Here is a 22,136-nt window from a genome sequence, read left to right as displayed (position 1 = left end):
AAGACTTATTCAAGTCAATCATCCTGTTCTGCCAGCCGCGCAAACAGATCGGGAATGTCCCTCGCTACCGAGATCGCATACTGACGGTCCATACCTATGAAAGGAACCCGAACAATCGGCATTGCCACATCCAATGTGTCAAACCCATACCCCTCGCCCCCGCCACTAGAAGCGAACAAAAATATTCCCGGAGCATATGCCGCGACCTCATACTCACGATTGAAATCGACTAACTCTTCGACTCTCCAGAAAATAATATAGCTGTCACCGATGAATCCTTCACCCCCATCGTGGGCCTTGAAGAATTCAATGTAACTTTCAGGGAGCGCGACTCCCACACGCGCTGACAGACCATCGACAGCCGAAGCTGCAGCCGGACCATTAAGCTGACCCTCGGTCAGATGATATTGCATCGTTGTTTTTCCAAGCATCTCTGCAAATGGCTCCGCCAATGAATTACCTGCTAACGACCCTCAGGGTGCCGACGCACGCAGGCTGTAACCGGCCAGGCGCCACACCTGGTCCTCGTCGAAACGGAACGAGACCAGCTCGCGCACCGGCTGTGCGCTGTTGGCGAAACGGGTCGGGAAGCTGACGTTGATGTACAGCCCTTCCGGCACCGCGGCACCGGCGCTGTACTTGACCCGGGTGATGGTCGGCTGGCCACGCCCGGCCAGCGCACCCAGACGCGTGCGCTCGGCGGTCAATTGGCTGACGAAAGCGGCCTTCGGTACTGCACGGCGCGCGACGGCCGAAGCGCCATCCCACAACTCGCCGGCGCGATTGGCATCAACCAGCTGCGCCGCCTTCACTGCGGCCGCACCCATTTCCGCATCCTGTTTCTGCACCTGTGCCTGCTGCGCGGCGGTCAACGCCGGAGCACCGGCGGTGGCCGGTTTTGCAGCCGACGGCGAGGCCGGTGCCGGGCGCGCGGGCGCCGGGGCGGGCGTGGCGGGCGCAGGCGTCTGCGCCAACGCGAGCATGGGCATCAGGGACAGCAGTAGGAGCACGCGTTTCATGAACACCGCCGGTTCTCGGGAAAGAACCGCAGTCTACGCCAGCACGGTGAGCCGTCCGTCAGCGCGCGTTGGCGCTGCCTTCCACCGCTGCGGCATCGGCCTGCGCGGCGGGCGTGCCGGTGTCTGCCGGCGCCTGTTCGGCCACCGGCGGCGGCTCCGACGGTGCCGGTGGCAGCGTTGCCACATCGATCTCCGACAGCGGGCTTTCTTCCGGGCACACCGCATCCGGGAAGCCGAAGCGCTGCTTCAACGCTTGGCCGCAGCTGTTGATCGATTCCATGTCGGCGCCTTCGCGCTTGCACTGCTGGTCGAAGGCGATCAGGAACGCGTCCTTGCGCTGCACGAAGTCATCGCCACAGGCGCGCATCTGCTTGATCCGTTCCAGATCGTCCTGCACCGCGTTGGTGCCATCCAGGCCGTACTGGCGCAGCTCGTCCGGCGTCAGCAGGCGCAGGCTGCGATTGGGCACAGTCATCATCAGGTCGGCCACGCCCACCGCCACGCCGTTGCGCTGCAGGTAGTCCTTCACGTTGTCGTAGACCTCGTGCAGCTCGCGGTTGAGTTCCGCGCGCGAGGTGGCCTTGGAACTGATGCGCATCATGCGGTGGATGCCGACCTTGCCCGACAGCAGGCGGTTGTCACCGGCGGCCAGCACGAACACGCAGGCGCTGTGGCAGATCGAGCCTTCGCGCACCCAGATGGTCCAGCCGGATTCACCGATGCTGTCACCGGCGACGATCGCCGATTCCACCTGGCCGCCGCTGGAATCCAGATCGAGGATGCGCTTGTGGATCTTCTGATCGTCAGCGACCACGGCCAACCGCCACATCATTTCGGCGAAGCCCGGATTGATCTTGCCGGCGTAGCGCACGCGCATCAGGCCACGTTCGGCGCACGGCGCCAGGGCCTGGGTGATCTGCTCGCGCTGCAGGCCCTCCAGCTCGACGCCGTCGCCGGCATCGCCAGCATATTCCGTGCTGCAGCTGACCCAGGCACGGCCATTCTCCAGCTGCGCCTGTGGCCACGGCCGATCCGCCCGGCTGCGCGGCGGCGCCGGCGGCGGCGCATCGGCGGCATTGATCGACACCATGTTCTCGCCATCGCTGGCCGGCGCCCGCGCTGCCTTGTCGGCAGCGGTCACATTGCCTGGATTTTCCAGCTGACTGCAGCCCGCCAGGGCCAGGCACAACAGGGGCAACCAGCGGAATTTGGCGGACATCGGGCAACCGGTATTCATGGGAGCAAGAGCCACAGTCTACCCGTCCGGGGCGCGCATTCAGCGCGTGGCACTGAACCCCTTCTGACCCTTGGGAAATGCGTGTCGACCAAGGTCGACACCTACCAACAGCAAAGCGTGCCGACCAACGGTCGGCACCCACCAACTGCAGCGACCAACTGACAGAGGTGGGCGATGTGGGCTGGCAGGACCGTTGGCGCCATGGATGGCGCCATCGAGCCCCCATGGGTGAGGGCGCTTTGCTTGCGAAGCACTGCTTCGCAAGCGCCCGAACGCCCAGCCGCCAGCGGCTGGGCCGGCCTGGGGGTTCACAGCGTCCCCTGCCACCGGACCCACCACGCCATCCCACAGGAATCCCGCTTCTGCTGTTGCTGTTGCTGTTGCCGGCCAGCGGGCGGCACTACCGCGGGTGCCGGGCGCAGCCCGGCCTGTCCCCCTTCAGCATCCATGTCCGAATGTGGCGAGTATCCCTACCCGCACACGCCTAGACTGGCGCCATGGACACCGCCCTCGCCCTCGACACCGCCGCCTGCGACCGCGCCCGCCTGGCCCGCGACGCACGCTTCGACGGCGTGTTCTTCACCGCCGTGCGCAGCACCGGCATCTACTGCCGCCCTGTCTGCCCGGCGCCACCGCCGAAGCCACGCAACATCACCTACTACCCGACCGCGGCCGCGGCCGCCGCTGCCGGCTACCGCCCTTGCCTGCGCTGCCGCCCGGAACTGGCGCCACAGGCCCAGCAGGCCCTCGCCGGGCAGACCGTACAGCGCGCCTTGGCCATCATCCACGGCGGCTTCCTGCAGGAGCAACCGGTAGCGGACCTGGCGCAGAAGATTGGACTCAGCGCGCGCCAGCTGCAGCGCCTGTTCGTCGAACATCTCGGCGCCACACCCGGGCAGATCCATGCCACCCACCGCCTGCTGCTGGCCAAGCAGCTGCTGACCGAAACCACCCTGCCGGTGACCGACGTCGCGCTGGCCGCCGGCTACAACAGCCTGCGACGTTTCAATACCGCGTTCCTGCAGGGCTGCGGCATGGCGCCGACCGCGCTGCGCCGCCAGCATCAACCGTTGGCAGCCGATGATGGCGGCCTGGTGCTGCGCCTGGTGTATCGCCCGCCGCTGGATTTCCCACGCATGCTGGCGTTCCTGCGCAAGCGCAGCCTGCCCGGCATCGAACTGATCGGCGAGGACAGCTACCAGCGCGTGCTGGGCACACCCGAGCGCCCCACCCTGCTGCGTGTCACCGCCGACCCGAAACGGCCGGAGCTGCGCCTGCAGCTGGGCGCGGTGGATCCGCGCCTGATCCCGGACATCGTGCGCCGCGTGCGTCGCGTGTTCGACCTCGATGCCGATCTGCAGCAGGTCCACGCAGCCCTGGACGAAGAACCACTGCTGGCGCGCGGCATCGCCGAACGCCCAGGCCTGCGCGTTCCGGGCGGCTGGGATGGCTTCGAGGTCGGCGTACGCGCCGTGCTCGGCCAACAGGTCAGCGTCGCCGCCGCCACTACCTTTGCGCGGCGTCTGGTGGATGCGTACGGTGCGCATCTGCCGGGCATGCCGTCCGAGTTCGATCGCCAGTTTCCGGCACCAGAGGTACTGGCCGAGGCGCCGCTGGAATCGATCGGCCTGCCGCGCAGCCGAGCCTCAACCGTGCGTGCGCTGGCCGCTGCGTGTGCCAGTGGCCAGCTGGACTTCGAACCCGGGCAGGCTCTGGAGGAGTTTGTTGCGCGCTGCGTTGCACTGCCCGGCATCGGCCCGTGGACCGCACAGTACATCGCCCTGCGCGGACTCGGCCAGCCCGATGCATTCCCGGCCGGTGATCTTGTGCTGCAGCAGGTCCTCGGCCACGCGCAGGGCCAGCGCCTGAGCGAACGCGCGACCGAAGCACGCTCGCAACCCTGGCGCCCGTGGCGCGCCTATGCCGTGCTGCACCTGTGGCACCTGTCCGGAACCTTCGTTGGAGAACCGACATGACCCTGTTGTTCGATCGTTTCGACAGCCCGATCGGTGTGCTGACCATCGCCGGTGACGAACGTGGCCTGTCACATGTGCTTTTCCCCGAAAACCGCCATCCGGCACGCGGACGCGATGACTGGCACTACGCACCGGATGCGCTGCCGGAAGCGCGCGAACAGCTGCTGCAGTTCCTGCACGGCGAACGCAGCAGCTTCGACCTTGAACTGGCGCCACGCGGCACGCCGTTCCAGCTGCGGGTGTGGCAGGCGCTGGCGCTGATCCCATTCGGCCAGACCTGGAGCTACCTGCAGCTGGCGCAGCACCTCGGCCAGCCCAGTGCGACCCGCGCGGTCGGCGCCGCGAACGGCCGCAACCCGCTGCCGATCATCCTGCCCTGCCATCGCGTGATCGGCAGCAATGGCGCGCTCACCGGATTCGGCGGCGGCCTGGAAACCAAGGCCGCGCTGCTGCGGCTGGAACAACGCCAGGCCCCGCTGTTCGCCTGAGAGGGCCGGCCGGGCTGCGCCCGGCACCCGCAGAGGCAACCGCAACGGCCGAAGCAACAGCAGCATTCCGAGGCATGGCGTGGTGGGGCCGGTTACGGGGGACGCCGTAAACCCGTCCATGGGGGCTTGGCCGCGGCATCCATGCCGCGGACACCCCCGCAACCGGCCCCACCACGCCTTCGACAGATTCCTGCGATCTGTCGGGGTGGTGCACTGCGCAACTGTTGGTAGGTGTCGACCTTGGTCAACACGGTAGATCCACGCCATGCGTGGATGGAAGCATCAGGAATATGTCTGGAGAAAAGCCCCCGTCTTGTTGAAGGGGGCGCGCCGACAGGCGCGGGGATAAGGAAAAATGCGCGGACACGGCGCGCGATAGCGCGCCGTGTCTTGGGCGCGTCATTGCACCGGCTTATCATGCGTGGATGACTTCCGTACGCCTGACCTGCGCGCTGGCGCTGCTGCTGCCATTGGCCGCCTGCACCACCGCGCCCGCCCCTTCCGCCTCCGTTCCCACACCCGTCGCTTCGGCTGCGCCGCCCAAGCTGCTGTTGATCTCCATCGATGGCCTACGCGCCGATGCACTGGACCGTGGGCTCACTCCGAACCTGCAGCGACTGATCGACGGAGGCGTGCGTGCGCGCTGGATGACGCCGTCCTATCCGTCGCTGACTTTCCCCAACCATTACACCATCGTCACCGGCCTGCGTCCGGACCACCACGGCATCGTCAACAACAGCATGGACGATGCAACCCTGGGCCGTTTCGAACTGAGCAACCGCGAGGCCGTCACCACCAGTGCCTGGTGGGGCGGCGAACCGATCTGGGTCGGCGCCGAGAACGCCGGCGTCCGCTCGGCCACCACGTCGTGGCCGGGCAGTGAATCGGAAATCCGCGGCGTGCGCCCGAGCCAGTGGCGCATCTACGACGGCAAGGAACCGCTGGAGCAGCGCGCCGGCATCGTGCTCGACTGGCTGGCCCAGACCGATGCTGATGCACCGCGCCTCACCACGCTGTACATGGAACACGTGGACAAGGCCGGTCACAACTACGGCCCCGAGTCGAAGCAGTACGCCGACGCCATCGTGCGCGCCGACCAGATCGTCGGCCAGGTGCTCGACGGACTGCAACAGCGCGGCCTGGCTGCGACCACCAACGTCATCGTGGTGTCTGACCATGGCATGGCCGGCGTGGCCGATGGCCACGTGATCGCGACCGAATCGATGGCCGATCCGGCCATCGCGCGCAATGTCAGCCAGGGCCAGTCGGTGGGTTTCGCGCCGGTCGCAGGCCGCCAAGCAGAGGCCGAGCGCGCCCTGCTCGGCCGCCATGCGCATTACGAATGCTGGAAGAAAGAAAACCTGCCACCGCGCTGGCACTACGGCACGCACCCGCGGGTTCCGGCCATCGTCTGCGCCATGGATGAAGGCTGGGATGCACTGCACCGCGAAAAGATCGCCAAGCGCGCCAAGCAGGACCGGGGTTCTCATGGCTACGACAACGCGCTGCCGTCCATGCGTGCGGTGTTCGTGGCCGGTGGCCCGTCGTTCCGCCAGGGCCTGGTGATCGATGGCTTCGACAATGTCGACGTCTACCCGCTGCTGGCCCACCTGCTGCAGGTGCCGGCCGCGCCGAACGACGGCAATCCGGAAACGCTCAAGCAGACCCTGCGCTGATCGAATGTCTCTGTCGGGCATGACCCGGCGTTACCGCGCCAATGTGGGTAGCGCCGGGCCATGCCCGGCGAACGCGGCGGCCAGGACGACACGCATAAAAAAACGCGGCGCCAGGCGCCGCGTTTTTCCTTGAACCGGTCGTTCGGCCGGATCAGGCCTTGGCGACGGCCTTCTTCGCCACAGCCTTCTTCGCCGGAGCCTTGGCCACGGTCTTCTTGGCAACCGGAGCAGCGGCGCCTACGGCGACCTTGCTCGCGGTGTGCGAACGGGCGTTGCCGTAGCTGGCGTTGTAGCGCTTGCCCTTGGCGGTCTTGCGGTCACCCTTACCCATGTCTTCAACTCCTCAAATGTGAAATCTGGTTACCCCGTACTGACACGGGTTCGGCGGGGCCGCCTTGCTGGGCGCCCCCGCGCACGATCGAAAATCCTATCACGGAGCGCCTAGTGCGCGCAGCTGGCGTCGTGCACGTGACCGTGGTTGAGGCGCAGGTTGACCAGATGGGCCACACCCACCAGCAGGCCGCCGACGGTCATCACCACCGCGTGCGGCACCGCATTGTGGTGCAACGGGTCGTACAGCACGCCGGCCCACAATGCGACCAGGCCGGGAATCAGGAAGCCCAGCGCACGCAGCGCGCCGTGGCGACGGTAGCCCCAGACCAGGCTGAACAGCCCCAGCAGGGTCACGAACACCACCAGCGCCTGTTCCACGCCGTCGCTCAGCCAGAACGACAGGCCCAACGAAGGCGCTGCGGCCAGCAGCACCGGAATCACCGCGCAATGCACCGCGCACAGCATCGAACCAGTGGCGCCGAAACGGTCGAGCAGGTGGCGCAGGCGTGAGGACAGGGACATGACTTCCAGCAGGGTCGGCGAATCGTTATGGAATAATATAACATCCCTCCCCGACCCGCACGGTTTCCCTCCCCCCCTGTCCCGCTGACGGGATTCGTGCGCCCAGCGATTGATACAGTGTAACAAAGGACCCATCGATGCCCGCCCGTACCCCGCGGTTGAAGCCGCATTCCCTCGCCCTGGCCCTCACCGCCCTGCTTCCGACCGTTGCCTTCGCCGCCAGCGAAGACGATTCCCATCGTGACCGCCACCTGACTGAACTGTCGTCGGTGCAGGTCACCGCCTCGCCGCTGCAGGGCGACGCCGAATCGCTGGCGCGCCCGGTGGAGGTACTGGCCGGTGAACGCCTGGACGAGCAGAAGGCCGGCACCCTCGGCGATACCGTGGCCAAGCTGCCCGGCGTGCAGAGCACCTTCTTCGGTCCCGGCGTCGGCCGCCCGATCATCCGCGGCCAGGAAGGCCCGCGCGTGGCCGTGCTGTCCAACGGCATGGGCAACATGGATGCCTCCACCGTCAGCGCCGACCATGCCACCAGCATCGAGCCGTTCCTGGCCGACCAGATCGAGGTCCTGAAAGGCCCGGCCACCCTGCTGTTCGGCAGCGGCGCCATCGGTGGTGCGGTCAATGTGGTCGATGGGCGCATCGCGCGCGAACTGCCGGAGCGCCCGCTCAGCGGCCGCGCCGAGCTGCGCGGCAATTCGGTGAACAACGAACGCAGCGGCATGTTCCGCCTCGATGGCGTCAGCGGCAACGTCGTCCTGCACGTGGACGGCCTGGTGCGCAACGGCGACGACTACCGCATTCCCGGTTACGCGGTGATCGACAGCCTTGAAGATCATCATGACCACGATCACGACCATGATGCGGCCGAGGGCGAAGAACCGCGCCGCGGCCGCCTCGACAACAGCTCGATCCGCACCCGCGCCGGTGGCGTCGGCGCAACGTGGCTGGGCGACGGCGGCTACTTCGGCGTATCGGCCAGCACCTACCGCACCAACTATGGCATTCCCAATGGCGCGCACGTGCACGCCGATGGTGATGATCATGGCCATGACCACGGTCACGACCATGGCGACGAAGAGGAAGGCGGCGACGAGCATGACGTGCGCATCGACATGGTGCAGAACCGCTTCGAGACCAAGGCCGGCATCTACAACCCGGTCTCGTTCCTGAAGAACATCAACGCACGCGTGGCCTACACCGATTACGAACACGTGGAGCTGGAAGCCGGCACGCCGTCGACCCGCTTCACCAACCGCGGCATCGAAGCGCGCCTGGAAGCGGTGCAGCAGCAGATCGGCGGATGGGACGGCGCCTTCGGCCTGCAGTTCGGCAACAGTGATTTCGGCGCCAAGGGCGAAGAGGCGTTCGTGCCGGATACCGGCACGAAGAACATCGGCCTGTTCGTGCTGCAGGAAAAGCAGTTCGGCCCGTTCAAGCTGGAACTGGGCGGCCGCCACGACCAGGTCAAGCTGGACCCGACCGGTGACTACCGCCGTCGCACGTTCGGCGCCACCAACCTGTCTGCCGCTGGCATCTGGAAGCTCAACGATGCCGTTGACCTGCGCATCGGCGTGGACAGCTCCGAGCGCGCACCGACCAACGAAGAGCTGTATGCCGCCGGCGCGCACATCGCCACCCGTTCGCTGGAAATCGGCGACGGCAACCTGAAGACCGAGCGCGGCCAGCGCGTGGAACTGGGCATCCATACCCACAGCGAACGCCTGGACTTCTCCGCGTCGGTCTATCAGACGAAGTTCAAGGACTTCATCTACCTGGCCGAAACCGGCATCACCGAGGGCCTGCCGGTGCGTACCTGGACGCAGCAGGACGCGGTGTTCCGCGGTGCCGAGGCCGAAGCGCTGGTGCACCTGTTCGAAGGCGGCGCCGGTGACTGGGATCTGCGCCTGTTCGGTGACTACGTGAAGGCCAAGCTGGATGGCAGCGGCAGCCGCAACCTGGACATCGCCGTGCCGCATGGCGACCACAACCACAACTACACGGTGGAGCTGGCCAACACCGGCTACCTGCCGCGCATCGCCCCGGCCCGTGTCGGCGCCGACCTGCGCTGGTCGAAGGACGGTTGGCGCGCTTCGGTCGGTGCGGTGCGCTACAGCCGCCAGAAGGATGTCGCCCAGAACGAGGCACCGAGCGACGGCTACACCCTGGTCGACGCGCATCTGGCCTACCGCTGGGACCGCAACGCCAGCAACAGCTACGAGGTGTTCCTGGATGGCAGCAACCTGACCAACCGCGAAGTGCGCCCGCATACCTCGCTGCTGCGCGACTACTCGCCGCTGCCGGGCCGTGGCGTCGCATTCGGCATCCGCGCGTTCTTCTGACGCTCCTCCATCCACGCATGGCGTGGATCCACTGCACCACGCCGGGGGTCGGATCCCATTCCGCAGGAATGGGCTCTGACCCCAGCCTGAGACCAGGCATGGCGTGGATCTCCTTGCCACTCCTTCCACATGTACGCAGCGGGGGCCTTCGGGCCCCCGTTTTCATTTCGACCCCGCCATCACGCATCCGTCACAAAGATGTGCGTACGACAACAACCGGACAATCCCGTCACTCAATGTCTCGCCATCCGGACACTAATGTCCGAAAATGAAGCCATGACCGCCCAACGTGCCGATGCCGCTGCCCGCCGTGCCCTCATCCTCGACGCCGCCGATCATGTCTTCGGCCAACACGGCGTCACTGCCCCGCTGGACCTGGTGGTCGAACGCGCCCAGGTGGGCCGCGCCACCCTGTACCGCAACTTCCCCGACCGCACCGCGCTGATCCAGGCGCTGCTGCAGCGTACGGTCGACCGTATCCGGCGCCAGGTCGAACAGCTCGGCGACCGTGGCGACGCCCTGTTCGAGGTGTTCGAGGGCATGGCCCAGCGCATCATCGACTCACCGGCACTGGCCGATTACTGGCGCGCGGTGGATTCGGACGTGCCAGCCATGCGCACCGCACGCGAAACCGTGCGCGACCTGCTGGAGGAGCCGATCGCCCGCGCCAAGGCGGCCGGCCTTTGCCGGGCCGATCTGGAAAAGACGGATATTTCACTGATCTCGGGCATGCTGGGGGCAGCCCTGCGCGGCAAGACCCGCGACGAGCGTGCCCAGTTGGCCGGGCGTGCCCTGCAGCTGCTGCGCGGGGGTCTCCAGGGAGCAACCAGCGAGGCCCGCTGATGGTCCAGCCGTATCTGAAGCCGGTTCCGGATTGGGAGGAGCACGAGAAGCCGACCATGCCCGGTTCGGCTTCGATGCCCTGGCACCCACCGTACCGTCGGTTGGCCTATGCACTGGTATCGCTGCTGGTGGCGATCACCGGCGGCCTTGGCAATGCGCTGGTCACCGCCAACCTGCCGTTCCTGCAGGGCCAGCTGGCACTGACCCCGACCCAGGGCAGCTGGCTGGTGGCCGCGTATGCAATGGTCAACGTCACGGCCAACCTGCTGGCCTTCAAGTTCCGCCAGCAGTACGGCATCCGCCTGTTCGCCGAGATCGGGCTCGGCCTGTACGCAGCGCTGGCGGTGCTGCACCTGTTCGTCGGCAGCTTCGAGACCACGATGCTGACCCGCGCCGCCAGCGGCTTCGCCGGCGCGGCCTGTTCGACACTGGGCACGCTGTACATGCTGCAGGCGCTGCCGCGGCGGTTCACCGGCAATCTGCTGGTGGTCGGCGTCGGTCTTTCGCAGCTGGCGGTGCCGATCGCCTGGATCGTGTCGCCAGGCCTGGTCGATACCGGCCAGTGGCACCAGCTGTACTCCTTCGAAGCCGGCCTGGCCCTGTGTGCGTTCGCGGCGGTGGTGCTGCTGAAGCTGCCGCCCGGCATCCAGGTGAAGGCCTTCGAGCCATTGGACTTCCTCACCTTTGCCCTGCTCGCACCGGCCGTCGCGCTGCTGGTGATCGTGCTGGCACAGGGCTACACCCGCTGGTGGCTCAACACTCCGTGGCTGGGCTGGGCATTGGTTGCCTCGATCGTGCTGTCCACCGCCGCCTTCATCATCGAGCACTACCGGCGCAATCCGCTGCTGCAGATCCGTTGGCTGTCGAAGCTGCCGGTGCTGCACTTCATCGTCGGCGCGTTCCTGATCCGCTTCCTCACCACCGAGCAATCCTACGGCGTGGTCAACCTGATGCGCACGCTGGGCATGGGGCCTGACCAGATGCGCCCGCTGTTCGTAGTGATCCTCGCGGGCGTGGTCACCGGCATCGCCGGTGCATCGCTGACCTTCGGCCCGAAGCGGCTGATCGCCCAGCTGCTGATGGCGATCCTGCTGCTGGGTGCCGCCGCGTTCTTCGACCAGCACCGCACCAGCATGGATCGGCCGCACGACTTCTACGCCAGCCAGTTCCTGGCCTCGGTCGGTGCCGGTATGTTCATGGGACCGTTGATCATGCTCGGCATTTCCGCCGCGCTGAAACAGGGCGTGGACCACATGATCACCTTCCTGGTGACGCTCTCGATCACGCAGACACTGGGCGGCCTGGCCGGTTCGGCGGTGCTCGGTACCTTCCAGTTGCATCGCGAGCAGCTGTACTCCAGCGCGCTGACCAGCCAGCTCGACCCGGCCGACCCGGTGGTGGCGCAGCGCCTGCGCATCCAGCAGCAGCTGTACGCCGCCCAGATCACCGATCCGGTGCTGCGCAGCGCGCAGGGCAGCGCGCAGCTGGCGCAGACCACGCGCCGCGAAGCCAACGTACGCGGCTTCAATGATGCGTTCACGCTGAGCGGCTGGTTGGCCATCGGCTTCCTGTGCTGGTTGCTGCTGCTTTCGCTGCGCACCGCCGTGCTCAAGCAATGGCGCAAGCGCCATCCCGCCCTTCCCACTGTGGCCGCGCCGGCCGCGTCCCGTTGAGTCCCCCCATGCCTCCCGTCCCGCCCCGCCCCGACGACACCGACAACGTTTCCCCTCCGCCGCCGACGGACGCGGCCCCCGCGCCCACGCCAGTCGAACCCGCCGTGGCGCCGAAGTACCTCAAGCCCAGCGCACGCAGCGTGGTGGTGATGGTAGTGGTGGCACTGCTGGGCATCGCGCTGATTCTGCGCGCGTGGCATCTGTGGCCGTTCACCAGCACGGTGATGGTGACCGACAACGCGTATGTGCGCGGGCAGATCACGGTGATGGCGCCACAGGTGAACGGCTACGTGACAGAAGTGCTGGTGAAGGACTTCCAGCACGTAAGGGAGGGCGAGCCGCTGCTGCGCATCGATGATCGCATCTACGCGCAGCGTGTCGCCCAGGCGCAGGCGACGCTGGACAGCGCACGCGCAGCACTGGCCAACTCCGACCAATCGCAGGCGCAGAACCGTGCGCAGATTGCCTCCGCGCAGGCTACGCTGTCGGCCGGGCAAGCCGAACTGCAGCGCTCGCGCAACGAGACCAGGCGCTACGAGGAACTGGCCGCGCAACAGCTGGTATCGATCAACGACCGCGACAAGTTCCGCACCACCCAGGCCTCGGCGCAGGCCAGCGTGCAGCAGTCGCAGGCGCAGATCCGCATCGCCGAGGAAACGCTGGTGTCGACCCAGGTGGCGCGCAAGAGCCTGGAGGCCCAGGTGGAAAGCGCGCAGGCGCAGCTGGAACTGGCGCGCATCGATCTGGCCAACACGGTGATCCACGCGCCGCGCGACGGCCAGATCAGCGAAGCCAGCGTGCGCGTGGGCCAGTACGTCGCCGCCGGTTCGCAGCTGCTGTTCCTGGTACCTGACACGCTGTGGGTGGTGGCCAACTACAAGGAAGGCCAGACCTGGGGCATGGCGATCGGCCAGCCGGCCACGTTCTCGGTGGACGCGTTCCAGGGCCAGGTGTTGCGGGGTCGCGTGCAGGAGATCGCGCCGGCTACCGGGTCGGAGTTCAGCGTGCTGCGCCCGGACAATGCCAGCGGCAACTTCACCAAGGTGGTGCAGCGGCTGCCGGTTCGGATTTCAATCAACGGGAATCAGGAGCTGGCAAAGCAGCTGCGCCCCGGCATGTCGGTGATCGTGCGGGTGGATACCCGCTCCAAGCCGATGGACTAGGACGCGGGCCCTGTCGCGCCGATATGAAACGGGGTCAGATCCCTTTGCCAATGGCAAAGGGATCTGACCCCGTTTCCACAATGCCGGCCAGCGGCCGGCACTACCGTTGCGTTAGCCGGCGCAGCGCGCGCAGAGGCCGTGTACTTCCAGGGTCTGCGCCTGCGGCTGGAAACCCAGCTCCTTGGCGCGCTTCTCCAGCTGGGTGACGATCTCGCGGTCTTCCAGTTCCACCGCGCTGTGGCAGCTGTTGCAGATCAGGAACGGCACCGAATGCGCGGCGCTGCTGGGATGGTGGCAGGCCACGAAGGCATTCACCGATTCCAGCTTGTGCACAAAGCCATTGGCCATCAGGAAGTCCAGGGCGCGGTAAACGGTGGGCGGGGCATCAGCGCCCACGCCCTTGCCGTTGCGCACCCACTCCAGCAGCTCGTAGGCCTTGACCGGCTTGCCGGCCTCGGCGATCAGCTTCAGCACATTGGCGCGGATCGGGGTCAGGCGCAGCCCGCGTTCGCGCGAGACGCGCTCGACCACCGCCACGAAATCCGATGCGTCGTGGACGTGGTGGTGCGGGGCGGTACAGGCAGTGGCGGTCTTGGCGGGCATGCGTGTTCTCCGGTTCGGGCCTGGCAAGGATGCCTCAGGCCGTTGCTACCTTGGTGATGGCCACATCAATGCGTTTCAAGGCCTGCTCGCGGCCGGCCAGGTAAACGGTATGGGAAATGTCAGGACTGACCTGGGTGCCGGTGATGGCCACGCGCAGCGGCTGGGCGACCTTGCCCATGCCGATCTCCAGTGCTGCAGCCGCATCGTGCAGGGCCACGCCCACCGATTCGGCCGTCCATTCCGGCAGGGCGGCCAGCAGCTCGCGGGCCTTGCCCAGCGCCACCTCGGCACCGGCCTTGAAGTGCTTGGCCACGGCGGCTTCGTCGTACTCGGTCAGCGGCTGGTACCAGACCACGGCCTTCTCGGCCATTTCCTTCAGGGTCTGCACGCGTTCACGCAGGGCGATCACCACGTCCTCCGGGGCGGGGCCAGCGGCCACGTCCAGGCCCAGCTTCTGCAGCTGGTAGACCAGGTGCGGCACGATCGCGGCCACGTCCTCGGTCTTCAGGAAGTGCTGGTTGACCCAGCCCAGCTTGGCCATGTCCAGGCGCGAGGCCTTGGAATTGCAGTCCTTCACGTCGAACAGGTCGATCAGCTCCTGGCGGCTGAACAGCTCCTGGTCACCGTGCGACCAGCCCAGGCGGGCCAGGTAGCTCAGCAGCGCGTCCGGCAGGTAGCCGGCATCCTTGTACTGCATCACGTCGGCTGCACCGGTGCGCTTGGACAGCTTGGCGCCCTGCTCGTCCAGGATCATCGGCATGTGGCCGAACTTCGGCACTGGCGCGCCGATGCCCTCGTACAGGTTGATCTGGCGCGGGGTGTTGTTGATGTGGTCGTCGCCGCGGATGACCTCGGTGATGCCCATGTCCCAGTCGTCCACCACCACCGCGAAGTTGTAGGTGGGGTAGCCGTCCGGGCGGAAGATGACCATGTCATCCAGCTCGCTGTTGGCGATCTCGATGCGGCCCTTGATCAGGTCGTCGAACACCACCGTACCTTCCAGCGGGTTCTTGAAGCGGATGACGCGGTTCGGGTCATCCTTGCGCGGCAGGCCCAGCTCGCGCGCAGCGCCGTTGTAACGCGGCTTCTCCTGCTTGGCCATGGCGGCCTCGCGCATCGCGTCCAGCTCTTCGCGGGTCTCGTAGGCGTAGTACGCCTTGCCGTCGGCCACCAGCTGCTCGGCCACTTCCAGGTAACGGGCGACGCGATCGGTCTGGTAGATCGGGCCTTCGTCATAGTCCAGGCCCAGCCACTCCATCGCCTCCAGGATCGCGTCGATCGCGCCCTGGGTGCTGCGTTCACGGTCGGTGTCCTCGATGCGCAGCACGAACTCGCCGCCACGGTGGCGGGCCTCCAGCCAGCAGTACAGCGCAGTGCGGGCACCACCGATGTGCAGGTAGCCGGTGGGACTGGGGGCGAAGCGGGTGCGGCAGGTCATGGACGGCTCGAGGAACGGGAATTCCCCGATTTTACCAGCCCTCCGCCCCCGACGGAAAAAGGGGACGGAGGGGATTAAGTCGCGATTGCCCAGCCTCTGGGCGTGGCGACCGGGAAACGGAGGGGAGAAACGACTTAATCCCCTCCGTCCCCTTTTACGGTTCTACCTTGCGCGGGAACGACTGCTCGCGCGTTGCGGCGTTGTAGGCAAACGAGGCGACGATGGCCGCGGCCTGCTTCAGGTCTTCCGGTTCGGCGTGGTCCCAGGTGTCCAGGTGGCTGTGGTGGACGTTGGTGAAGTAGTCCAGCCGGTCCTGGATGAACTGGAAGCCCGGCAGGCCGATGCGGTCGAAGCTGATGTGGTCGGTGCTGCCGGTGTTGCGGGTCGCCACGGTAGTGGCGCCCACGTCATGGAACGGCGCCAGCCAGGCTTCGAAGATCGGCATCGCCGCCAGGTTTTCCTGCGCGTAGATGCCACGGAAACGGCCCGAGCCGTTGTCCATGTTGAAGTAGACCTGGAACTTGCTGTAATCGCGGGTCTTCTGCAGCGCGCCGGTGGGCTCGCGCAGCGAGGCCGGCAGCGCCTTCTGTGCCGGGTCGGTGGGTTCGGGGAAACGACCGAAGTGCTTGGCCACATAGGCCTGCGAGCCGATCAGGCCCTGTTCCTCACCACTCCACAGCGCCACGCGGATGGTGCGCTTGGGCTTGGCGCCGGTCGCCTTGAGGATGCGCATCGCCTCCATCATCACCGCCACGCCGGCCGCGTTGTCGGCCGCACCGGTACCGCTGTGCCAGGAATCCAGGTGCGCGCCGATCATCACCACTTCATCGGGCTTGCTGCTGCCACGGATCTCGGCCAGCGTGTTGTAACCCGGCTGGTCGGCCTCGTCGGTGAAACGCGCGGCCACATCCACGCGCAGGCGCACGGTCTGCTTGGCCTCCAGCGCGCGCGCCAGCGGATTGAAGTGCTCGCTGATCATCGCCAGCTCGGGGATGCCCACTGACTCACCGGACTTGCGCGAACCACCACCGGCAACCCGGATGATGCCGTTGTCCCAGCTGCTGATGCTGATCGAGGCCAGCGCGCCCTCTTCGACGAAGAACGCATTGACCTTGGCCGCCAGCTGCTGGCGTTCCTGGTACTCCTTCACCCGCTTGGCACGCGCGGCGGTGGCGTCCTTGTCCTTGGGCAGGGTGAATTCCTGCAGGCCTTCCAGCGAGGTGGCGTCGTGGCGATGCGAATCGGGCTCGGTGCCGCGCTTGTACTCGCGCGCCTCGCCCAGCAGCAGGATCTTGCCGCGCAGCTTGCCGCGGTACTTCTCGATGTCTTCAGGCTTCTTGATCTCGACCTGCACCAGCTCGCCTTCGACCGGGCCCTTGGTACCCGGCGTCCAGGCCTTGGGCAGCGCATGCAGTGGCTGCACGCGGTCACCCAGCATCTCCACGCTGGCCGAGGTGAACTCCCAGCCGCGCCCGAAGTCGTCGAAGGCTTCGTCGTGGACGTTGTCCAGCTTCCATTCGTTGAACTTGCCGCGGGTCCACGCGTTGGCGCGGCCCATCGCCGGCGAGTTGGTCAGGCGCGGGCCGATGCGCTCGGTGAGATAGCTGAAAGTGTCCATCACCTGCGAACGGTGGAAGGCCTCCTGGCGGATGCGGCTGACCATGTCCAGGTCCACCGTCTCGCGCTGCTGCGCCCCTGCGTTGCCACCCATCGCCAGCGCTGCGGCCAGCATGCCCCACTTCAACACATCGCACCCCTGCCCTTCGGCTCGATCATCAACCCATCGAGTCTAGCCAGCAGGCGCGCGGCGATACCGTCCCATCGGTCATGGACAACAGTAGATCCACGCCATGCGTGGATGAAAAGCCGAATCACCCATTCCACCCCAACCACAACTGCGCCCGCTCGGGCAGCAGCAGCAACCAGTGCCGCCGGTCGATGCTGCTGCAGCCGTACACCGCGGCGTGTGCGGGCCAGCCATCGGGCAGGCCACCGATACCGATCTCGGCCAGCGCCTCTGCCCCGGCCTTCCAGGGCCGGTAGCGAGGCACCTTGCCCGCCAGCGCACCGCGTCCCTGCCGTGCGCCCTGCAGCCAGCCCAGCCCCTTGCCCTGCAGTCCCTCGCAGGTCACCGCCGCCAGCTGGAAGCGGACCAGGCCGGGGGCGATCCGTGCCCCCGGCAGGGCCGCCAGCACGCCATGTGCCTGCAGCAGTGCATCCACTTCCAGCAGGGCCGGAATGCCCTGCCGTGCCCGTTGCCGCAATCCCTGGCGCCAGCCCATGGCGTGCTCCTTACTTCAGTTCCGCGCCAAGCGCGTACCAATCCACCCGGCGGGTCACCCACATCGCCAGCGCCAGGATCACGAACAGCAGCAGCGAACCCATCAGCAGCGCGTTGTTCTCCGACACCAGCAGGCCATACAGCGCGCCGTACAGCACGGTCAGCAGCGCCGCGAAGCCGAGGCCGCGCTTCCAGTGGCCCAGCACATTGGCCAGGTACACCGCCTGCAGGCCGATACAGGCCACGGCCGAAACCAGGTAGGCCTTCCAGAACGCGATGTGCTCGGACAGGCTGATCAGCAGCAGGAAGAAGATCGCCAGCGCCAGGCCCACCATCAGGTACTGCAACGGGTGGATGCGCAGCGACCTGATCAGCTCGAACAGGATGAAGCCCACGAAAGTCAGCAGCACGAACAGCACGCCGTACTTCGAGGCACGATCGGCCTGGGTGTAGGTATCGACCGGATCGACCAGCGACACCGTCACCGCCTGCGATTCGACCGCACCGTCACTTCGCAGCTGGCGCTGTGCGTCGGAGGCCAGCGAGGACACCGCCCAGCGCGCATCGAAGCCCTGCGCATCGACGCGGCGCTCGTTGGGCAGGAACGCACCGCTGAACGACGGATGCGGCCAGCTCGAACGCAGCGCGATGTGGGTGTCATCGCCCACCGGCACCACCGACAGCATGCGGCTGCCATCCAGGCGCAACTCCAGTTCAACGGTGCTGGCAGCCAGCATGCCGCCCTGATCCGCAGCGAAACCGGCCACTGGTGCATGCAGGCCTCGCCCCACTTCGCTGGCCGCGCCAACGCCCGGCAGCAACCGAAGCTGCTTGCCATCCACGCGCAGGTTCGGCGTACCGACCAGGCCGCGCACATCGGAAATGCCCACCGCCACATACGGCTGGCCATAGCTGCGGCCGGCCTTCACCGGATAATCGTCCGCGGCAAAGGTCGCCTTCAGCTGGCCGTTCCAGCTGTACACCGGCACCTTGAACAAGCCGACTTCGCGCTGGCTCGGCAGCATCTCGCCGCCCACCTCAAGCGACGCCGGCATCTGCAGCCAGTGCCCCTCGGTGACCTGCACCTCGGTCTTCTTGACGCCCAGCGGGTCAACCAGTTCAACCTGCTTGCGTTCCACCCATGGCACCACCCGTACCGGGCCCACCAGCTGCTGTGCACCGGCGCGGCTGTCGGCCACCCGCGAGAAGGCCTCGTCACGGTACGCGCTGCGTTCGTTGATGACCTCGCGGATCATCGTCAGCGGAACCAGCAGCAGCAGGATCAGCCCGCCGACAATGGCGAACCTCAGCAGCATCTTCAGGGATTTCATGGTCCATCCTCGTTGGAGAGGGCTGCAGGATGGACCGCCGTGGTGAGCAGGGTTTGTGGCGAATTTGAAGCGAGTGTGAAGTCAGCGGCGCGGACGTTGGCCCAATGCGCCCAGCGGCAGCCACAGGCTGGCCACCGTGCCGCCCCCCCTCCCGCACGTCGACGTTGGCACGGCCATCATGCAGGCGGGCGACCTCCTGCACGAACGGCAGGCCCAGGCCGGAACTGCGCCGCCCGCTGCCGGGGCGGGCCAGCGAATAGAAGCGTTCGAACACCCGCTCACGCGCGTAGTCGGGAATGCCTGCACCGCGGTCGGCCACCTGCAGGCGCACGCCCTGCCCGTCCACCTCGGCCTGCAACGCGACCTCCGCGCCGGCCGGGGAGAACGCAATCGCGTTGTCGATCAGGTTGTGCAGCGCCTGCCGCAACAGATAGCCGTCGCCCTGCACCTGCAGGTCGGGAACGCTGCCGATGCGGACCTGCACGCCCGCCGCCTGCGCGCGCACCTGCGCGGCCGCGGCCGCATCGGCCAACAAGGTTGGCAGCGCGATCGGATCACGGGTCTGCAGCCAACCGTGCTGTTCCACTTCAGCCAGTGCCAGCAGCTTGTCGATGGTCTCGGTCAGCCGCTCCTGCTGGTCGACAATGCTGCGTGCGAAATGCACGCGATCGGCTTCGGGCAGCGGCTCCTGCAGCAGCTCGGCGGCACCGCGGATGGCCGCCAGCGGGCTCTTCATCTCATGCGTCAGCGACTGCACGTACTGCTCGACGTAGGCCTTGCCTTCCAGCTTGCGGCGCATCGTTTCCAGTGCCTGGCCGAGATCGCCGATCTCGTCGCGTCGCCGCCGAGGCGGTGGCACCGGTTCGCCGGCGCTGACTGCGCGTGCATAGCGGCTGAGCTGGCCCAGGCCGGTGGTCAGCCACATCGTCACCAGCACGCCGACCAGCGCCGACAACCCGATCAACCAGGCGCCGCGCTCGATGATGGCGCGCTGGCTGGCGGCGATGAACGGATCGATGCTTCGGTTGGGCTGCGCCAGGCTGAGCACGCCGATCAGGGTGCGCCCATCGACCGGGTCGTACACCGGCGCCGCCACATGCATCACCGTATCGCCCTCTTCGCCAGCGATTTCAGGGCTGGAACGGGCGCCGTACTCACCGCGCAGGGTGCGGTAGACATCATTCCAGCGCGAGTTGTCGCGCCCCAGGTCGCGACCCAGCGAGTCGTAGATGACGATGCCCTTGGCGTCGGTGATGGTCACCCGGTAGTCCAGCGAACGCTTCGGGAAACGCCAGACCATCGCCTTCAGGTCGCGCTGGCGCGCCTTGGCCAGGTTGCGGGTGAAGCTGCCGCTGCGGATGGTGCCGTCCTTGACGTCGGCGGCGGCCATTTCGGCCAGCACGTTGGCGGCGTCGACCAGGGTCGATTCCATTGCCTGGCGCACACCCGGCTTCACTTCGTTGACGAACACGCGCATCACGAAGAACGCCGCGATGCCGGTGATCAGGAAGAAGCCGAGGAACAGTTTCAGCACCAGGCGCATCGGCTAGACCTCCAGCGCATAGCCAAGGCCACGGTGGGTGCGGATCGGGTCGTCGCTGGCACCGGCCGCGCGCAGCTTGGCGCGCAGCGTCTTTACATGGGTATCAACGGTGCGGTCGGCACTGTCGGCGCTGCTGTCCCAGCCACGGTCCATCAGCTGGGCACGGCTGAGAATGGCGCCGGGGCGCTGCAGCAGCGCCTCCAGCAGCGCGTACTCGTAGCGGGTCAGGTCCAGTGCCTGGCCACGGAAGCGGATGCGCCGGCCTTCGCGGTCGATGGCGAAGGTGCCATGTTCCTGCCAGCCCGCGTCGGCGCTGGGCGCTGCCACGACCGGTGCCGCACGGCGCAGGCGCGCGCGCACCCGCGCCACCAGCTCGCGCGGCGAGAACGGCTTGGTCATGTAGTCATCAGCGCCCAGCTCCAGGCCGAGCACGCGATCCACTTCGTCGTTGCGGGCGGTCAGGAAGATCACTGGCAGCTGGGCCGCCGGTCCGGGCTGCGCGCGCAGCCGCCGGCACACCTCGAAGCCGCCCAGGTCGGGCAGGCCCACGTCCAGCACCACCACATCGATATCCCCGGCCTGCAGCCGCTGCAGGGCCTCGCCGCCCAGCAGGCAGTGGCTGGCGGCATAGCCCTCGCTGCGCAGCGCATAGAGCACGGTTTCGGCGATGGCGGCTTCGTCCTCGACTACCAGGACATGGGCAACGGGAGCTGTCATGGCGCGCAGCATAGCCGCTGCGGCCGCCGCCCCGTACACTGCCGCCCATGAACTATCGCCACGCCTTCCATGCCGGCAACCACGCCGATGTGCTCAAGCACATCGTGCAGCTGGCCCTGATCGACAGCTTCAAGCGCAAGGACAGCCCGTTCTTCGTGCTCGACACCCACGGCGGTGCCGGCCGCTACCTGCTGGCCAGCGAAGAGAGCCGCAAGACCCTCGAGGCCGAATCCGGGATCATGCGGCTGATGGCCCAGCCCAAGCTGCCGGAGGTGGTCGAGCGCTATCTGAAGGCGGTACAGGCCGACAACCCGGTGGGCGCGATGACCAACTACCCGGGCTCGCCGCTGCTGAGCGCACAGGCCATGCGTGCGCAGGACCGCATGGCGGTATGTGAGCTGCAGGAAGCCGAAACGGCCACGCTGAAGGCCCTGTTCGCCCATGACAGCCGCGTCGATGTACGCCCCGGCGATGGCTATGCGCTGCTGCGCTCGCTGCTGCCGCCGAAGTTCAACGGCAGCAAGATCGGCCGTGGCCTGGTGCTGATCGACCCGCCCTACGAGGCCCAGGACGCCGAATACCAGGCCGTTCTGGCCGCCCTGGCCGAAACCCTGGCGCGCTGGCCACAGGCCACCTGTGCTGTCTGGTTCCCGATCAAGCAGCGCCGCACCATCCTGCATTTCCTGCGCAAGGCCACCGCCCTGCCGGTGAAATCGGCGATGACGATCGAGTTCCTGGTGCGCCCGGACGACTCGCCGCTGCGCCTCAACGGTAGTGGCATGCTGCTGCTCAACCCGCCGTGGCAGTTCGACCGGGTGGTCGGCCCGGCCCTGCCGGCACTGCGCCAGCACCTGGGCGAACCCGGTGCCAGCACCCGCCTGGATTGGCTCAAAGCACCCGAATAACGGCCTTCACGAGGCTGTACCGCCGTGAGCCTTTCGTTCACGGAAT

At 67.1% G+C, this 22,136-nt stretch carries 19 protein-coding genes and 1 pseudogene; 8 read left to right on the top strand and 12 right to left on the bottom strand.

The genetic code is table 11. The annotated features are described in order from the left end of the window. Nucleotides 1–14 precede the first annotated feature (14 nt). The 3 genes from EZ304_RS15900 to EZ304_RS15890 are packed head-to-tail and all read right to left on the bottom strand — an operon-like array spanning nt 15 to nt 2,238. Nucleotides 15–413 (bottom strand): SMI1/KNR4 family protein, encoded by a 399-nt coding sequence (locus tag EZ304_RS15900; RefSeq protein ID WP_185959188.1) that lies wholly within the window; start codon nt 411–413, stop codon nt 15–17. 60 nt (nt 414–473) lie between these two features. Next, on the bottom strand, nt 474–1,019 hold the full coding sequence (locus EZ304_RS15895; protein ID WP_099551374.1) for a DUF4019 domain-containing protein: 546 nt from the start codon (nt 1,017–1,019) through the stop codon (nt 474–476). A 58-nt stretch (nt 1,020–1,077) separates the two neighbouring features. Beyond that, entirely contained in the window at nt 1,078–2,238 is a 1,161-nt protein-coding gene (locus EZ304_RS15890; RefSeq protein ID WP_142807563.1) for a hypothetical protein, read from the bottom strand. A 515-nt stretch (nt 2,239–2,753) separates the two neighbouring features. Here EZ304_RS15890 and EZ304_RS15885 point away from each other — a divergent pair. From EZ304_RS15885 to EZ304_RS15875, 3 genes are all read left to right on the top strand, one after another. Then, nucleotides 2,754–4,232, top strand: a complete 1,479-nt coding sequence (locus tag EZ304_RS15885) for a DNA-3-methyladenine glycosylase 2 family protein (protein ID WP_142807562.1) — start codon at nt 2,754–2,756, stop codon at nt 4,230–4,232. Further along, nucleotides 4,229–4,720 carry a methylated-DNA--[protein]-cysteine S-methyltransferase gene (locus EZ304_RS15880; RefSeq protein WP_012510484.1) on the top strand — a complete coding sequence of 164 codons (492 nt, stop codon included), beginning with the start codon at nt 4,229–4,231 and terminating at the stop codon, nt 4,718–4,720. Before EZ304_RS15885 ends, EZ304_RS15880 begins: the two co-directional genes overlap by 4 nt. A gap of 425 nt (nt 4,721–5,145) precedes the next feature. Continuing rightward, nucleotides 5,146–6,396 (top strand): ectonucleotide pyrophosphatase/phosphodiesterase, encoded by a 1,251-nt coding sequence (locus tag EZ304_RS15875; RefSeq protein ID WP_142807560.1) that lies wholly within the window; start codon nt 5,146–5,148, stop codon nt 6,394–6,396. 151 nt (nt 6,397–6,547) lie between these two features. Here the strand turns inward: EZ304_RS15875 and EZ304_RS15870 are convergent, their stop codons facing one another. Together EZ304_RS15870 and EZ304_RS15865 are read right to left on the bottom strand one after the other, a co-directional pair. Then, nucleotides 6,548–6,727: a 30S ribosomal protein THX gene (locus EZ304_RS15870; protein WP_004150462.1), complete on the bottom strand. Its 180-nt coding sequence runs from the start codon at nt 6,725–6,727 to the stop codon at nt 6,548–6,550. A gap of 110 nt (nt 6,728–6,837) precedes the next feature. Further along, entirely contained in the window at nt 6,838–7,251 is a 414-nt protein-coding gene (locus EZ304_RS15865; protein ID WP_019338435.1) for a MerC domain-containing protein, read from the bottom strand. A gap of 137 nt (nt 7,252–7,388) precedes the next feature. On the opposite strand from EZ304_RS15865, the gene EZ304_RS15860 reads away from it, so the two are divergent. The 4 genes from EZ304_RS15860 (at nt 7,389) to EZ304_RS15845 (ending at nt 13,272) form a co-directional block, all read left to right on the top strand. Further along, nucleotides 7,389–9,593, top strand: a complete 2,205-nt coding sequence (locus EZ304_RS15860) for a TonB-dependent receptor (RefSeq protein WP_099551378.1) — start codon at nt 7,389–7,391, stop codon at nt 9,591–9,593. A 276-nt stretch (nt 9,594–9,869) separates the two neighbouring features. Continuing rightward, nucleotides 9,870–10,436: a TetR/AcrR family transcriptional regulator gene (locus tag EZ304_RS15855; protein ID WP_142807559.1), complete on the top strand. Its 567-nt coding sequence runs from the start codon at nt 9,870–9,872 to the stop codon at nt 10,434–10,436. Further along, nucleotides 10,436–12,109, top strand: coding sequence for an MFS transporter (locus tag EZ304_RS15850; protein ID WP_142807558.1), 1,674 nt, complete (start codon nt 10,436–10,438; stop codon nt 12,107–12,109). The genes EZ304_RS15855 and EZ304_RS15850 overlap by 1 nt, the downstream gene beginning before the upstream one ends. 8 nt (nt 12,110–12,117) lie before the next feature. Then, entirely contained in the window at nt 12,118–13,272 is a 1,155-nt protein-coding gene (locus EZ304_RS15845) for an HlyD family secretion protein (protein ID WP_142807557.1), read from the top strand. A gap of 111 nt (nt 13,273–13,383) precedes the next feature. On the opposite strand, the gene EZ304_RS15840 is transcribed toward EZ304_RS15845, so the two are convergent. The 7 genes and pseudogenes from EZ304_RS15840 to creB all read right to left on the bottom strand — a co-directional run bounded on the left by EZ304_RS15840 (nt 13,384) and on the right by creB (nt 21,197). After that, a complete protein-coding gene (locus EZ304_RS15840) occupies nt 13,384–13,875 on the bottom strand; it encodes a Fur family transcriptional regulator (RefSeq protein WP_004150412.1) in 492 nt (163 codons plus the stop codon). Between the two features lie 34 nt (nt 13,876–13,909). Continuing rightward, complete coding sequence (gltX, locus tag EZ304_RS15835) at nt 13,910–15,313, bottom strand: glutamate--tRNA ligase (protein ID WP_142807556.1); 1,404 nt, start codon at nt 15,311–15,313, stop codon at nt 13,910–13,912. Nucleotides 15,314–15,467: 154 nt separating this feature from the next. After that, nucleotides 15,468–17,045 carry a M20/M25/M40 family metallo-hydrolase gene (locus tag EZ304_RS15830; protein ID WP_142807555.1) on the bottom strand — a complete coding sequence of 526 codons (1,578 nt, stop codon included), beginning with the start codon at nt 17,043–17,045 and terminating at the stop codon, nt 15,468–15,470. 139 nt (nt 17,046–17,184) lie between these two features. Next, nucleotides 17,185–17,595 (bottom strand): hypothetical protein, encoded by a 411-nt coding sequence (locus tag EZ304_RS15825; RefSeq protein ID WP_142807554.1) that lies wholly within the window; start codon nt 17,593–17,595, stop codon nt 17,185–17,187. 10 nt (nt 17,596–17,605) lie between these two features. Beyond that, nucleotides 17,606–18,925, bottom strand: coding sequence for a cell envelope integrity protein CreD (creD, locus tag EZ304_RS15820; RefSeq protein ID WP_142807553.1), 1,320 nt, complete (start codon nt 18,923–18,925; stop codon nt 17,606–17,608). Between the two features lie 81 nt (nt 18,926–19,006). Beyond that, nucleotides 19,007–20,468: pseudogene (gene creC, locus EZ304_RS15815) on the bottom strand (two-component system sensor histidine kinase CreC). Between the two features lie 3 nt (nt 20,469–20,471). Beyond that, nucleotides 20,472–21,197: a two-component system response regulator CreB gene (gene creB / locus EZ304_RS15810; RefSeq protein ID WP_099554742.1), complete on the bottom strand. Its 726-nt coding sequence runs from the start codon at nt 21,195–21,197 to the stop codon at nt 20,472–20,474. A gap of 35 nt (nt 21,198–21,232) precedes the next feature. On the opposite strand from creB, the gene EZ304_RS15805 reads away from it, so the two are divergent. Further along, nucleotides 21,233–22,090: a 23S rRNA (adenine(2030)-N(6))-methyltransferase RlmJ gene (locus tag EZ304_RS15805; protein WP_142807551.1), complete on the top strand. Its 858-nt coding sequence runs from the start codon at nt 21,233–21,235 to the stop codon at nt 22,088–22,090. The last annotated feature ends 46 nt before the right edge of the window (nt 22,091–22,136 follow it).

The organism is Stenotrophomonas maltophilia, from assembly GCF_006974125.1.
Taxonomy (GTDB): domain Bacteria; phylum Pseudomonadota; class Gammaproteobacteria; order Xanthomonadales; family Xanthomonadaceae; genus Stenotrophomonas; species Stenotrophomonas maltophilia_O.
This window is presented reverse-complemented; position numbering and strand designations above follow the sequence as displayed.